Below are 12,135 nucleotides of genomic sequence, written 5' to 3'. Positions count from 1 at the left end.
ATTTCGTTGTCACGGTGTAAGCAGTGTAGCCCCGCGATGTAGGGCAGGGCACGGCACCCCGCCGCTTGGGGAGTCCAGTTATTCAAGGCACCGCTTAGTGGTATCGGCAGCGGGACAGTGCGCCAGTCGCTGAGCGCTGCCTCGCGGACTGCAGAACACCAGCCAGACTGTAGGCAACAGTTCCCTGCCGGTTCCATTCGTACCGGGCATACAGCCGCTGACGACCTGGTCCTTGGTCGGGGCAGGGTGCAGTTCTTGGCAGGGGATCTTTGAGGCCTCTGCCTCCACCAGTACTCATGAGGCCGAAAGCCCAGGCTTAAGCTGAGGAAGCGCCCGAGAGCCGCACAGCAGAAGTTATGGCTCGCCTCAAACAGGAGGCAGTCTCGATACCTGTGTAGGTAGCGTTTCAGCAATTAGCCACTAGCTGACCGCTAAGTCTGATGACTGCGATGTTCCGCGCGTTCGTTCAAGGCACCAAGGAAACACAGGCGCCAGCAACTGTGTCGGATATTGCATATCGCATAATGTATATTATGTTAAATCGCTGGACGGCCCGGCTGGGGTACTACGGCGGCCTGTTCAAGCTGGGTCTGGCATCCATCTTGCCTATTGGAAGGCCCAAGGACAAAGCGAGCATTGACGCATGTGTGAGTACCTGAGTGGCCCCTTCGCTGGCTGGAGCATCCGCGGCAACTACCTTGTCAGTCCCGATGGCGACCGGATGACCCCGGAACGCCTGAAAGGCTTGGCCTGGCGCGATCACATGGAACTTCGCAAGGCCGGATTCGCTTCTCGGCGCAAGGCCGAGGCAGGAACCAAAAGCGGTCGGCGTCAGCTGGTCAAGGTCGTCGTCGTAGACCTGGGCGATTTCCGGGACCGTCACTTCGGGCGCTCGGCGGGTTGAAAGCGTCACCGTAGGGGCTGCGCGCCCCTACACCCCCGGCTAGAATGCGCGCAGGACGCAGCCTAGGGGAGCTTGATGGACCGCGAAAGACAGGAACCGACCTTCACCACACCCGACCTGACCGATATGAAGTTCCGCCATGAGCGGACCCGGCAAGCTGTCAGGAGCGAAGCGCCTTCACCCTGGACGTACATCGCCGTGTCTGCGGCGTTGTTGATCGTAATCGCTATGGGTCTTATCGAATGGAATGCCAGGCGCCAAGCGGCAGCTATAACGCGTGAGCTGACCCGCCCTATGACCAAGGAAGAGCAAGCTAGCTTTGACGCGGAAATGGCACGGAGCGAAAAAGAAGATCAGGAGATCATCCGCGAACATCGCCGCTACATAGACAATCCAATTACGTTAAACCCGCAGCGACTGCCCTTAGAGCCTGCACCATTGCGAGATGGAGAGCGGTGCATCCAAGGCCGTCGCTTTCAGCGAATCGATGGCGGCTGGCGCGACCGCCCGCTGGAACCATGCTAGAGCGTGGACGGGAGGGGTGATGCCCCTACACGCCGACAGAAGCGACCACCGCCAGCAGCAAAAGGTGGCCCGCGTAGTAGCCGTAGAACGCCCAGCGTGTCCTGGGCACCGGCCACCGCCACTCTGCGATCTGCATGAGCGGAAGCGCAAGTAGCGCCCAACCATTTCCGTTATAGAGGCACAACAGGCCAATGGTGATCCAGACCCATACCGGCATGACGGCATAGAGACGCGACCGTCGCCAGTCCCATGACCCGAGAAGAAAGTGCATGCGTCGGCCATGGTTGCGGAACCATCCCCACGCCGCCACGACGAGCCACACACCGGGCCATGCGTAATCCACGAAAGGCGGCAGGACCACAGCGCAGATCGTCAGCAGCAGCCACATGCGGCGCTCCACCGCCCATATCGCCGATGCAGCAAGGGCGAACGTCAAAAGTACGTTCAATGGGAGCAGTGAGCCGAACACAAGGTATGCCGGAAACGTGGCCACCAACCCCCATAGTGCGAGGCGCTTGACCGACTTCAATGCATCCGCACCGGGCTGGGCAAGGTTGTAACCCATGACCAGGGCGAAGATGGGGAACGCCAACCTCCCCGCTTCGGACACTACAGGCACGTACCCAAGGCCCAACGCCGTCAGCACGTGATCGCCCGTCATCAACAGTACCGCAAGCCATTTCAGCAACTCACGTCCGCCGCTAGTCATAGCCGGTTCTCCCCAGTAGGCGTGGTCACGTAGCTGCTCGTAGGTATGGGCGGTGACTCGGGGAACGTCCCCATTGCGCGTTGACCCCTGCCGACGACTCCGCCGCCCTGCCCCACCTGGGCAAGCTCATCGCGAGCGCGCTCCATCTGAGAAGGGCCATCCACGAAACGGTCATTGCGTTCGTCACGATAGGGCTCGTACTGGCCGTGGCGCGCGATCAAACGGCACGTGGGCTCGTCGGCAAGGTGATAACGGGTGCCCTGCTCTGTCACGCATGTGCAGCTAGGGTCATCTTGATCGCCCTGGCCATTAGTGCCGCCGAGCGAAGACATGCAGAACAGGCGCGGCGGGTCGCTCGGTAGATTGATAACGCCGTCGTAGACGGGTGCACTCCACGGCTGCGATGGGATGCGCGGCATGAACTGGTCAACGTAACCCCGAAGCGTTGTTGTGCCCCTCCCTGCGCCAACCCCGCCTGCCGTCGCTGACGCTCCGTCAGGCGAGGCATGCGCGACCTGAGCACTCGGCGATATCGGATTGACGTCAGAGCCGCCCAGCCGCTGCCCCATGTTGCCGAAGGTGTAATACATCAAGCCGAGACCGGTGACAGCCGCGATAGGGAGCGCGATGTAGTACCACGGAATCTTGCGCTCAGTGGTGTCCATCTCGGTGGACTTGTAAAGGCCCATAGGACGCTTCGGCAGGGCCTTGCGTTTTGTAACGAGAGGGGTCGCCTTCTCCGCCTGCGCTTCAAACCTGTCGAACTCACGAAGATGCACAAACTTGGTGCCGAAGCGGCGCCGCACGTGAACATGCCTCTCAATCAGGTCATGAACAAACTGGTCGCATTGCTTATCCGGCGACTGGCTGATGAAAATGAAGTCCAAGCCGCGATGCCGGTGCTTCGCAAGTTGCTCTACGTGGAAAGGGACCTTAGAGCCGGGAGGACGCTTAGGCAGCATGCCGTGCTCGTAAGCCTCGTCAACCAGCGCGACAGCACCATCCGGAAGGAAGTTAGGCCAGTCACGGAACTGTTCCGGCGTCAGCTCTAAAACGCCCGCCTTACCGTAGTCGAATTCACGAATGTTGCAGGCGTAGACCGCCCTGCCCTGATCCTTGAATTCCAACAAGCGATCGATGCCGTGCAGCGTCTTTCCGTGGCCTGGCTGCCCGGTGTACCAATAGATCATGACTGTCCCCCAAGCTGATCTGCGACGGAATTGGGAACGATAAATACTTTCCACGTCAAGCGCACAGTGAGCGCCGACAGAATCATGGACATGGCTGTGCCAACACCCAGATATCCGAGCAGATCCATTGCGGGACCACTAAGGCCCGAAACGTACTGCATGACGAAAGCTTTTAGGTTTGGAAGAACCTGATTGAACGTCACGGTCGTCAGCCCAAACGTGGCCAGCATCTTGCCGACCATGCCTGCTGCAGCTTCCTTCGCCTTACCAAGAAGATGACCAACGCCATCGACAATCCAATCAGAGACCATGCCCATCAGAACGCAACTCCCATGAGAATACGGAGCGCGGTGTACGCGCCGAAGAAAAGAATCAACGCGCGAAGAATGGCGGCGGCTTGGCAGAAATATGGAAAATCGGCACCGCTAACCGTCTGCCCCATGTATTGAAACGATGGAGGCTGTGGACAGGAGCCACCGCCGAACATATTGCCGGTATCGAGCATATTTGTTGAAAGGCCGATACCCCACTTTTTGGCGGAGGCAACATCTGCGGCACCATCGCCGACACCCGTCACCGTTGGCCTACCCTCCAGCGCGTCAGCAACACCATTTGCGTTGGCGTCAGTGTTGCTGCCGCCACCCGGCGTTTCGCCGCTCTTTGCTAAGAGCTTCTCCATGGCGCAGGCAGACCGCCATTGCATGATTAGACCGGAGTACTCCATCGCATTGCACTTCTCGCCTGTGCATGTGGGCGTGCCAGCCTGGGTGCACTGCCCCCCTGAGATGTTGTTGTTTCGACGCGTATTGCAGTCGATCCGCCATTGGATGCGGGCTTGTCCACACATGATCGCTGAGCCGCTACAGGACGGCGGGCTGGTGCAACTATCTCCGCCACTGAACTCGTCCTTGGCCTTCTCGCCGTCGGGGTCGCCGGGGTCCGGCTCGTTGCCCTCTTCTTCTTCATCCGGATTTCCATCGCCATTCTTGTCTTTCTTGCAAGTGCCATCCTTGCCGCGCGCCTCACCGGCTGCGCACTGACCATCACCGGGAATGCAGCTGCCGAGGGGCGACCGGATCATGCCAGCGGGGCACTCCTCGTCCTTCTTCTTGCAGGAACCGTTCACCAATGCCATGCCATCTGGACACGGCTGCTCGTCCTGACAAGAATTACCAACATGAACCTTGCCAGGGGGGCACTCAGGTTCGGCAGGTTGGCAAACCCCGAAATACGAGTTCCACACCATGTTCCTACCCTGAGCAGAACAGTCGGGCTTTCCCTCGCAGGACTTGCCGTTGGTGGCATAGGTAGACGTTTCATCCCCGTTGTCACGGAAAACAGACTCACAGCCGCTCATGCAGCGGACAGACCCCGAAGGGGGCGAAAAAGGCGTCACCTTGCTGGGACGCTGCGCGCAGGTATTGCCGTAATAGAACGTCTTCCAATAGCCGATGGTGCCAGTTGAATTTTCCGAGCCGCCGTTGTAGGCGAGCTGCGCTTCATCAACGCGCGGACGGTTGTACTGCGTTGGACTCTTTGCTGCGGACTCTCTTGCATACGCCCACGCTTCTGCGTAGGCCTCACCTTGATCACAGACGCGAGGAGACGGGCTAGTGCAGCGGTACTCCGCAGCGGCTGCGCGAGGAGAAAAAATGCACAAAGCGGTACACGCGAGAAGCGCGAGCCACGTGACGAAACACGGGAAAACGGAGCGGGCGTTCATGTGCCCTCGAAAGCGAGCCAACAGGCCCCGCAGATCGCAATGATGACGAAGTACCCCATGAAGTGCCCCTCCCTAGAAATAGAAAGGGGGCGAACGTTTCCGCGCGCCCCCAGCGAAACAGGACGCTCGCGTTAGCGAGCCTTCTTGACGTAGCCCCACAGGATGATCGCGCCCAGGATCACGGCAGCAGCGGCGACAACCAGCATCACGTCAGCCTTACCGCCGGACAGCTCGCCAGCAATCGCTGCACCAGGCGAACCCGAACCACCACCTGCCATGGCTGCGCCAGACGCCAGCAGCGTGGCGACACCGGTGCCGACCTTGGCCGAGGTGGACGAAGCCCAGCGGGCAGCGGCGTTGAACTTGCTCTTCATTGCGATTTCCTTTTCATCAGTAGACCCCGAGACGCGCCGCGCGGAATACGAGACGCGCTTTCAACCCGATTGCCCAGACAGCCACGATTGCGCCTGCAACAAGGGTTCCATCAGCCAGTGATAGGGGTGGAAGCACTGGCTGCTGGTATGGCATCCAGACTGGCACCGCGCACGTACCGTCCTGCCGGATGTTCTCGGCAGCACAACCGACTACGTACAGGGGTGCGGGGTCGGACATTGCTTAGGCCTTGCCGGGAGGCGGAGACGGCGTGAGAAGGCGAACGCGGCGCCCGAATTCAAGGCCGTTGAATTTGTTGTTCTGCAGCGACGTCGGGCACAGCTCGTAGACGCCGACCTTGTACGGCTGCTGGTCGTCATCGAGGCCAATGGTGAAAGGCAGCGGGAAGTCGTTCTCACGGATCACCGCAGCTTTCTGCTCACGGAAGTTGACAGCGGCTTTGCCGTCGCGTGCCGGGAAGCTGCGGGTGGTGAACGTTTCGGCGAGGATCTGAACTTTCATAGTGGGATTACCTTCCAAGCGATGGTCCGGCCGAATGCAAAGGTGACTCTCCATGGGGACGGCCAGAACTCCCCGGTGAGCTTGTCGAAATACCCGCCCTGGCACTTACGGATGTCGGCTTCATTGCCGAGCGCTTCACGTGCCGATATGGGCGACTTCCACCACCGCAATTCGCGGCGGGATTCTTCGTTGAGGCCACCGCAACCATGCGTGCGGAACCCCTTCGGAAATGCAGCGGCCATCAGGCTGCTGAACTTCGACGCGTACTTGGCGAGGTAGCCAACCGCGTTTCGCGCTTTCTCAAACTTGCTTGAACCGTGCGGCCACCACTTCCTGTGATCGACGCGACCAAACCACATGCCCTGCGGAACCCAAACTAGGAGGTGGTAGTGGGGGATTCCGCGTTGAGTGAGCTCGCCCACCCACAGGTAACGGAACACCTGACCCGCGAGCCGTCTGAGCCGAGCGACAGTTCGATTGAAGTGGCCGCGCATGCGTTTAAGTAGCTCGCTAACGTCACGAGGGCCGCTACGGCTTCCGTCTCGGTAGGTGAGCGTGAGCATGTACCACGCGCCACGGCGCGATCCTTTCTTCGCTTCTTGGTCATGAAGGCGTGCACTCGTGATGACGGACTTACGCAGCCGTTGCGCCCGCTGTTGAAGCGGATCAATTTCGATTGAGAGACGCCCGGTCTTCGACGCGGTGTCACTTGTTTTGTAATGGACAAGCCCAAGGGCCAGCGCTTCGCGCTGGCCCTCAGGGGTCAGCGCGAGCGGCGCTGCTTTCATGTACTCCGACAGAGAAGCGCCAGAGGTGCGCTTATGGCGCGCAACGGTCTCTGAGGCCATTTCCGTACGACGCGCGGCGCCCTGCATGAGACCCATGGCAGTGTCGAAGGCGTGCAGCTCGGGGCGAGGCTGAGGCGGCATCGCGTCCAGGCGGATGCGTGCGTTCTTGCCCGTGCAGGCGACGCACAGCCGACCGGGGAACAGGTAGACGGTCGGGTCGCCGCAGAAGGAACAAGAGGCGTTCATTCGATCCGCCATGCCGCACCATCGGACGCGTCGACCCGCGTAAGGACAGACTGGCGAAGGCGCGCCACCCTCGCCTCCCGATCAGCGCCAAGATGACAGACCTCATAGGAGCTGCGAGCGGCAAATGCTGCGTCACGAATCACGCGGGTCCTGTCGCGTTCGCGATAGTCGATGAGCCAGCTGCCGATGCGGACGGCGCCAAGGGCGATGCACATGCAGGCCGCGATCAACGCAACGATGCAGGCGACGGCGCTCATTGCGAGACGCCGGAAAAAGTGTCAGGTGCCGAATTCTGAGAATGCGTAAGGAATTCGGGGAGCACGCATATCGACCAGCGCGTGTACAGGCCGGCAAACCAAGCCGCTGCATCAGCAGCCACCTGACCGCGATAGCGTACCACTTGGGACATTCCGTGCGGCCAGAGGCCGGACCTGTCCGGGAGCGGTGCGGTGAAGCCGCGAGGCAGATCGGCAATCACTACCCAGTAGGACCGCCCTCCCCTGTCCTGAAGCTTCGATGCGGCGAGCTTGGGGCTGATGCCACGGTCATGGCAGTACAGCGCGAGGGCCATCATGAAGTCGCGCGCGTCTGTCTCGTTCGCGGTTGCGCCTGTGCGGTACGTCAACGTGAACTCTACGGCCATCCCTCTACCCCTGCCCCCAGCCCCTAGAAGCCCCGCCAGCGGCCTAGGGGGACCGGTGGCGGGTGGATTCAAAGACCCTTTGAATCCGGACGTGATTAAATGCCCCTTGTAATCCAATGTCAAGGGGCTTTGAAATCATGTCCACCATTGATGAGCTGCTAGACGCGGCCAAGGTCGCGGTGAAGGCGAGTAACGACACTGAGCTTGCGAAGGCGCTGGGAATCAGGCCCGCAGCAGTGAGCAACTATCGGCGCGGGGTCTCGCTGCCCAATGCCGTGGTGTGCGCAACGCTGGCCGGTTTGACCGGGAGGCCGCTGGCAAGGGTGATCGGAATCGTAGGAGAAGAGCGTGCGGTCAGCTCAGACGAGAAAGCCGTTTGGAGGCGTCTGGCAGCGACGGCAATGGTCCTGGCGATCGCGATAGGAATCGGCGGAACGCCTACTGCTGCAATGGCTTCGCAGAATTCGGCAAAGACCGGAATGTATATTATGTAAGAACGCTGATTGGCCCGACCGGGCTACTACGTGCGCCTGTTCAAGCTGGGCCTGCCATCTGTCCGGCTTCCTATCACCGGACAAGCCTGATGCCCGACCTCCCGAACTTGGCCCTACTGAGGACTTTGCTGAAAAGGCAAAGAGCCACAGCGTGATCTACGTCGCGTAGCGCTCGACCCTCGGCAGATCTGACGTCCTCGCCAAGCGATTCTCGCTCAGATCACGCCACCGCGTTGCTTCAGCTCGCCGATCCGGGCATGTGGAGCTCTTAGCGCCCAGCTGAGAGCTCCCACCTGGCCTCGGCCAGGTCTTCCAGGGCCACCACTCGAGCATGCTGTAGGGCTTGGCATGCAAAGCGTTACACTGCAAGCTTGGAAGGCTAAGCTACGGTCCGTATCACGAAACCGTACGTCAAGGACGAGCGAATGGAGAACGATTTTCGATGAAGAATTGGCTGATCGGCGTAGTAGTCACCATGGCATGGACCAGCCCCTGCGTGGCGCAAGTCGCCCCTGAGTTGCTCGGCGGCGCGGATCCGGATACGCCGATGTTCAGCGAATCCTTCTACAAAGGGGCTGAGGGCAATTGGGTGCTGGTACGCGAACCCGTCAACACCGGCTACCACTGCTCAGTTAATTTCATCACGCCAGATTCCACCTTTTCGCTTCGCGGTCCCGCCGACGCTGAGATGGCGCGAAAGGGTCATGGCGGCGTTTGGTTCATCAGCAAGGCAATCCCGCCGGTGACAAAGACCGAGATCGCTCCGATCACGTTGTCATCTACCAACCACCCCACGCAGAACGTCCAGGCCGCCCATGTAAGCATGCCGGGCCAGAGCAGTGGGGCTTTGTTGCTGACCATCGACGTGAAGAAATCGGTGAAGGAAAAGCCGGACAGTAATGAGCTCGCTATCCAGTTTCAGGGGAAAGAGGTGTTCCGCTCAAAGGTTGTCCAGCTGCAGCTGGCTTATCGCCAGCTTTCGGCTTGCATGAGCGTGGCAAAAAAATAGGCCCTGATTTCAGCCGTTTGGCACGTTCAAGATGTCGGTGCAGGCGTCACGTATCTTTCTTGTGTCGCCACTTGCTTCACCGAAGACATTCACATCGGCAACCCTCAGCATCCCGGCGCTGTCCGGGATCAGTACATAGCGGACGTTGCAGCTTTTGTAACCTCCGCCGTCATACGTCGCGCCGGTCGCGAGGTTCTGCCACATGACGCGATTGTCAAAGGCCTGCCCATAAGAGAGCGTCCGCGCGATCCCGGCCTGACGGACAGCTGGGTTGCCGTTCGCGGCGACGACCTCCTGCTCAGTCTTACCCGTCCACACCTGGATCAGGATCGACTCACTGCGCGATAAACGCCTTTTTCCCCGGTATTCAGCGGCGGTCTGAGTAAAATCCAGATCGGTCTTCATCGTCGCCAGCCTGCCCTGCACCCTCCCCTGCGCTTCGGTTACTTGTTGTTGCATTTGCGCCAATTTTGCTTTGTGCGCTGCCGATTCTTCTGGCGTCAGCTTGCGGCCGTTGTTGATCGCGGGTTTCGGTACATCGGCCCACAGCTTTTCCCAGGTAAAGTCGGCAAGCAAACTCATCGACAGTCCATCGGGGACCATTTCCAGTCCATTCAAACCAATGGCTGCCAGTTTCGGTCGCAATGCGTCGGACTGAACCACACGATTGACAGCCACAGCTTCTTTGGCGCCGACAATGCTGTCATTGTTGCAGGCTACATTCCATGCCTGTCGCATCGTGTAGCTGGTCGTACTTTGCCAATCGGTGGGCTGGAGATCAATGATCGCCGGATCCTGCTTCATGGACTTTGTGCCGCTGGCCACCCGGAATTCCACGGAATCCGGCGTGTCCAACATGCCGGTTGACTCAGTCTTCTGCTTGGGCGCGCCACGGCCGCGCTTGCTCGGCTTGGGGCATTTGAACTGAAGTTTATATTCCAACCATAGGGGTTGGTCGACCGCTTCATAGACCATTGTCAAATCAATCTGACGGATCCAGTTTGGGCCAGGATTCAAGACATCATTGATCGGTGTACGGTCGAGCACCGCGTCATTGGCGTAGACATTGACACGATTTCCGGCTGCACCTTGCATGTCGATCAGAAATTCGCTGGCCCCGACTTGCGTCGCGACAGCCATGATGCCCGTGCCGATTACGAGTTTTGTGATTTGTCGTGTCATGAGCGCTTCCTTGTGCTTCCAGGTCGATTGTGCTGCAGCAACATCGGAAATGCTAGGCATCGGCAATGGCTCTGGCAACCCCCAGCCCCTTCTCAAGCAACGCCCGGCCTACTTGCATGCATCGTAAACGAGATCGTCCATGCGCCGGGACGTCTCAAAGGTCCGATGCAGGCCAGCGGCATCGAATACCGCCTTACGCTGAGCCTTGGCCAGTTCGCAGCGCCCTGGATCTTTGTGCTGGCTGATGGCCACACCGTTGGTGCCGTTCCTGGGTGCAGGAGCGTATATGGCTGCTTGCCGTCGTTGGTCGAGCTCGCGCTGGATAGCGTCCAGCCGGGCCTGACGGTCCGGGTTGGGCGCATCTGGCTGCGCACCTGCTGGGCAGATGCAGGTCCAGCGCAGAGCAGCGCGAGAACCAAGATCACTCTTACGTCCATGTAACCCCCTATAGCTGGGTGAACCATACCAAAGGTGTGCTCACGCGGATTGCCGTGAGTCGGCAATGGCCACATTAGTGTCCGAATACCCTTCGCCATCCATAAGACAGGCCCTATTTCCTCCCCGACGCCGGCGTCCGCCCCTTTCGCCAAGTGCCCCCTGCCCTCCGCGCCTCCCCTCCTCCCTGTTCCGTGACCCTGTTCGGGCGGAGTTGGCTCCTGCCGCACACGCGAGATGACCTCTGGGCCTCGCTGTGCCGCGATACGCAATGCTAGGTTGCTCGGAACACAATCGCTTGATACGCCAAAGGACCCGCATGCAAGCCACGCGTTTTGTCTTGTTGACAGTCGCCATAGCGATGACATGCGCCACCCAATCCACACCTGCGCGGGCCGCTGACGCATTGCCTGTCGATCGGCACGCGCAGGTGGATGCGTTATTTGCCCCCTGGAGCAACAGCACTACGCCTGGCTGCGCGGTCGGAATCTCCCGCAACGGCACGCAGGACTACGCGCGTGGCTATGGCATGTCGAACCTGGAGTACGACACCCCGATCTCACCGGAGTCGATCTTCTACGCTGCGTCCATCTCCAAGCAGTTCACCGCCTTCTCCATTGGGCTGCTGGCGAATGGTGGAAACGCGAGTGGACGATGAGGGACGACTTCAACCAATCGACCTCGTGGAACCGCCGAATCGGACGCTCACGGATACCCGAACGTCCATCCTTCAAGCGCGACGTCGTGATACTCACGCCTGTGCTGAATTTCTCCGATGAGTCTAGTGCGGTAAGCTTCGACGACCTGATACAGCTCACTCTCCGACTGTCCTGAGTGAATGAGCAAGCGCTGCACGCGACTGCACGTTGCATGCATCACCGGACCCTGTCTGCGAAATATTCCGCTGAACAATTCCGCAACCTTGGTCTCCAGCTCTTCAGATCTGGGGAGCTGCAGCATGACCTTTACCAGCTCCAGCAACATTGTATCGATCGGAAGCTTATTCAAAAACTCCGTAAGGTGCTCCCCAGAAAGGAATCTCGCAGCGTCACGAATCTCATTAAGGTAAGAGTTAGCAGCCCCTGCCATGCGTTCAATCCACTGCGAACGAACTGAAGGCGCACTCGCCTGCTCTAGCAGGAAGTGCCACGCCTTCGGCATGTCGTCGCATCGATCCAACAGCGCAGCGAACATCTGCTCGAACACCGGCTCCCAGGACGAGGGCTGCCAACACTGCAGCAGCCCCAGAACCCGATCATCATCACCGCTGTAAAGGATATGTCGCCACGCACACGGAAAGAATGGATCATCTGGGTCCAGGGCAATCAACTCAAGCTCCCGATCAAGGTAGCCAATCGACTGTCCAGAAAGCTCGAGGACGTGGAACTCATTA

General features: G+C 59.7%; 16 protein-coding genes. 5 read left to right on the top strand and 11 right to left on the bottom strand.

The window, feature by feature from the left end:
• The first annotated feature begins 643 nt into the window (after window positions 1-643).
• Both ACREPD_RS20195 and ACREPD_RS20190 read left to right on the top strand, forming a co-directional pair.
• On the top strand, window positions 644-904 hold the full coding sequence (locus ACREPD_RS20195; RefSeq protein ID WP_431600962.1) for a DUF3653 domain-containing protein: 261 nt from the start codon (window positions 644-646) through the stop codon (window positions 902-904).
• 75 nt (window positions 905-979) lie between these two features.
• Entirely contained in the window at window positions 980-1,429 is a 450-nt protein-coding gene (locus ACREPD_RS20190) for a hypothetical protein (protein WP_431600961.1), read from the top strand.
• 25 nt (window positions 1,430-1,454) lie between these two features.
• On the opposite strand, the gene ACREPD_RS20185 is transcribed toward ACREPD_RS20190, so the two are convergent.
• From ACREPD_RS20185 to ACREPD_RS20145, 9 genes are all read right to left on the bottom strand, one after another.
• Window positions 1,455-2,138, bottom strand: coding sequence for a TraX family protein (locus ACREPD_RS20185; protein ID WP_431600960.1), 684 nt, complete (start codon window positions 2,136-2,138; stop codon window positions 1,455-1,457).
• A complete protein-coding gene (locus tag ACREPD_RS20180; RefSeq protein ID WP_431600959.1) occupies window positions 2,135-3,328 on the bottom strand; it encodes a zonular occludens toxin domain-containing protein in 1,194 nt (397 codons plus the stop codon). The genes ACREPD_RS20185 and ACREPD_RS20180 overlap by 4 nt, the downstream gene beginning before the upstream one ends.
• Window positions 3,325-3,645, bottom strand: a complete 321-nt coding sequence (locus ACREPD_RS20175; RefSeq protein ID WP_431600958.1) for a DUF2523 family protein — start codon at window positions 3,643-3,645, stop codon at window positions 3,325-3,327. Before ACREPD_RS20175 ends, ACREPD_RS20180 begins: the two co-directional genes overlap by 4 nt.
• On the bottom strand, window positions 3,645-5,051 hold the full coding sequence (locus ACREPD_RS20170; protein ID WP_431600957.1) for a virulence factor TspB C-terminal domain-related protein: 1,407 nt from the start codon (window positions 5,049-5,051) through the stop codon (window positions 3,645-3,647). Before ACREPD_RS20170 ends, ACREPD_RS20175 begins: the two co-directional genes overlap by 1 nt.
• A 131-nt stretch (window positions 5,052-5,182) precedes the next feature.
• The gene (locus tag ACREPD_RS20165) at window positions 5,183-5,425 is read right to left on the bottom strand and encodes a hypothetical protein (RefSeq protein WP_431600956.1); all 243 of its coding nucleotides are present in this window, start codon (window positions 5,423-5,425) and stop codon (window positions 5,183-5,185) included.
• 241 nt (window positions 5,426-5,666) lie between these two features.
• Window positions 5,667-5,945, bottom strand: a complete 279-nt coding sequence (locus tag ACREPD_RS20160; protein ID WP_431600955.1) for a single-stranded DNA-binding protein — start codon at window positions 5,943-5,945, stop codon at window positions 5,667-5,669.
• Window positions 5,942-6,883 (bottom strand): rolling circle replication-associated protein, encoded by a 942-nt coding sequence (locus ACREPD_RS20155; RefSeq protein ID WP_431600964.1) that lies wholly within the window; start codon window positions 6,881-6,883, stop codon window positions 5,942-5,944. The genes ACREPD_RS20160 and ACREPD_RS20155 overlap by 4 nt, the downstream gene beginning before the upstream one ends.
• Before the next feature lie 92 nt (window positions 6,884-6,975).
• Entirely contained in the window at window positions 6,976-7,236 is a 261-nt protein-coding gene (locus tag ACREPD_RS20150; RefSeq protein WP_431600954.1) for a hypothetical protein, read from the bottom strand.
• On the bottom strand, window positions 7,233-7,622 hold the full coding sequence (locus ACREPD_RS20145; RefSeq protein WP_431600953.1) for a hypothetical protein: 390 nt from the start codon (window positions 7,620-7,622) through the stop codon (window positions 7,233-7,235). Before ACREPD_RS20145 ends, ACREPD_RS20150 begins: the two co-directional genes overlap by 4 nt.
• A gap of 137 nt (window positions 7,623-7,759) precedes the next feature.
• Here ACREPD_RS20145 and ACREPD_RS20140 point away from each other — a divergent pair, with 137 nt between their 5' ends.
• Window positions 7,760-8,116 carry a DUF3693 domain-containing protein gene (locus ACREPD_RS20140; RefSeq protein ID WP_431600952.1) on the top strand — a complete coding sequence of 119 codons (357 nt, stop codon included), beginning with the start codon at window positions 7,760-7,762 and terminating at the stop codon, window positions 8,114-8,116.
• Between the two features lie 442 nt (window positions 8,117-8,558).
• Window positions 8,559-9,125 (top strand): hypothetical protein, encoded by a 567-nt coding sequence (locus ACREPD_RS20135; RefSeq protein WP_431600951.1) that lies wholly within the window; start codon window positions 8,559-8,561, stop codon window positions 9,123-9,125.
• A gap of 9 nt (window positions 9,126-9,134) precedes the next feature.
• Here the strand turns inward: ACREPD_RS20135 and ACREPD_RS20130 are convergent, their stop codons facing one another.
• On the bottom strand, window positions 9,135-10,268 hold the full coding sequence (locus tag ACREPD_RS20130) for a hypothetical protein (RefSeq protein WP_431600963.1): 1,134 nt from the start codon (window positions 10,266-10,268) through the stop codon (window positions 9,135-9,137).
• Window positions 10,269-11,061: 793 nt separating this feature from the next.
• Between ACREPD_RS20130 and ACREPD_RS20125 the strand changes: the two genes are divergently transcribed.
• Window positions 11,062-11,400 (top strand): serine hydrolase, encoded by a 339-nt coding sequence (locus ACREPD_RS20125; protein WP_431600950.1) that lies wholly within the window; start codon window positions 11,062-11,064, stop codon window positions 11,398-11,400.
• A 47-nt stretch (window positions 11,401-11,447) separates the two neighbouring features.
• On the opposite strand, the gene ACREPD_RS20120 is transcribed toward ACREPD_RS20125, so the two are convergent.
• Window positions 11,448-12,135 (bottom strand): hypothetical protein (locus tag ACREPD_RS20120; RefSeq protein WP_431600949.1); only part of this gene is annotated, 688 nt, incomplete at its 5' end.

The organism is Stenotrophomonas sp. (assembly GCF_050737075.1).
Taxonomy (GTDB): Bacteria; Pseudomonadota; Gammaproteobacteria; order Xanthomonadales; family Xanthomonadaceae; genus Stenotrophomonas.
Note: the sequence above shows the minus strand (reverse complement) of the source record. Positions and strands in the feature narration are given on the sequence as shown.

Excerpts from the sequence above, each read along its gene's own strand:
- ACREPD_RS20135 (WP_431600951.1), top strand. The coding sequence starts at position 8,559 with ATGAAGAATTGGCTGATCGGCGTAGTAGTCACCATGGCATGGACCAGC.
- ACREPD_RS20190 (WP_431600961.1), top strand. The coding sequence starts at position 980 with ATGGACCGCGAAAGACAGGAACCGACCTTCACCACACCCGACCTGACC.
- ACREPD_RS20145 (WP_431600953.1), bottom strand. The coding sequence starts at position 7,622 with ATGGCCGTAGAGTTCACGTTGACGTACCGCACAGGCGCAACCGCGAAC.
- ACREPD_RS20175 (WP_431600958.1), bottom strand. The coding sequence starts at position 3,645 with ATGGGCATGGTCTCTGATTGGATTGTCGATGGCGTTGGTCATCTTCTT.
- ACREPD_RS20195 (WP_431600962.1), top strand. The coding sequence starts at position 644 with ATGTGTGAGTACCTGAGTGGCCCCTTCGCTGGCTGGAGCATCCGCGGC.
- ACREPD_RS20180 (WP_431600959.1), bottom strand. The coding sequence starts at position 3,328 with ATGATCTATTGGTACACCGGGCAGCCAGGCCACGGAAAGACGCTGCAC.
- ACREPD_RS20165 (WP_431600956.1), bottom strand. The coding sequence starts at position 5,425 with ATGAAGAGCAAGTTCAACGCCGCTGCCCGCTGGGCTTCGTCCACCTCG.
- ACREPD_RS20125 (WP_431600950.1), top strand. The coding sequence starts at position 11,062 with ATGCAAGCCACGCGTTTTGTCTTGTTGACAGTCGCCATAGCGATGACA.
- ACREPD_RS20150 (WP_431600954.1), bottom strand. The coding sequence starts at position 7,236 with ATGAGCGCCGTCGCCTGCATCGTTGCGTTGATCGCGGCCTGCATGTGC.
- ACREPD_RS20170 (WP_431600957.1), bottom strand. The coding sequence starts at position 5,051 with ATGAACGCCCGCTCCGTTTTCCCGTGTTTCGTCACGTGGCTCGCGCTT.
- ACREPD_RS20140 (WP_431600952.1), top strand. The coding sequence starts at position 7,760 with ATGTCCACCATTGATGAGCTGCTAGACGCGGCCAAGGTCGCGGTGAAG.
- ACREPD_RS20185 (WP_431600960.1), bottom strand. The coding sequence starts at position 2,138 with ATGACTAGCGGCGGACGTGAGTTGCTGAAATGGCTTGCGGTACTGTTG.
- ACREPD_RS20160 (WP_431600955.1), bottom strand. The coding sequence starts at position 5,945 with ATGAAAGTTCAGATCCTCGCCGAAACGTTCACCACCCGCAGCTTCCCG.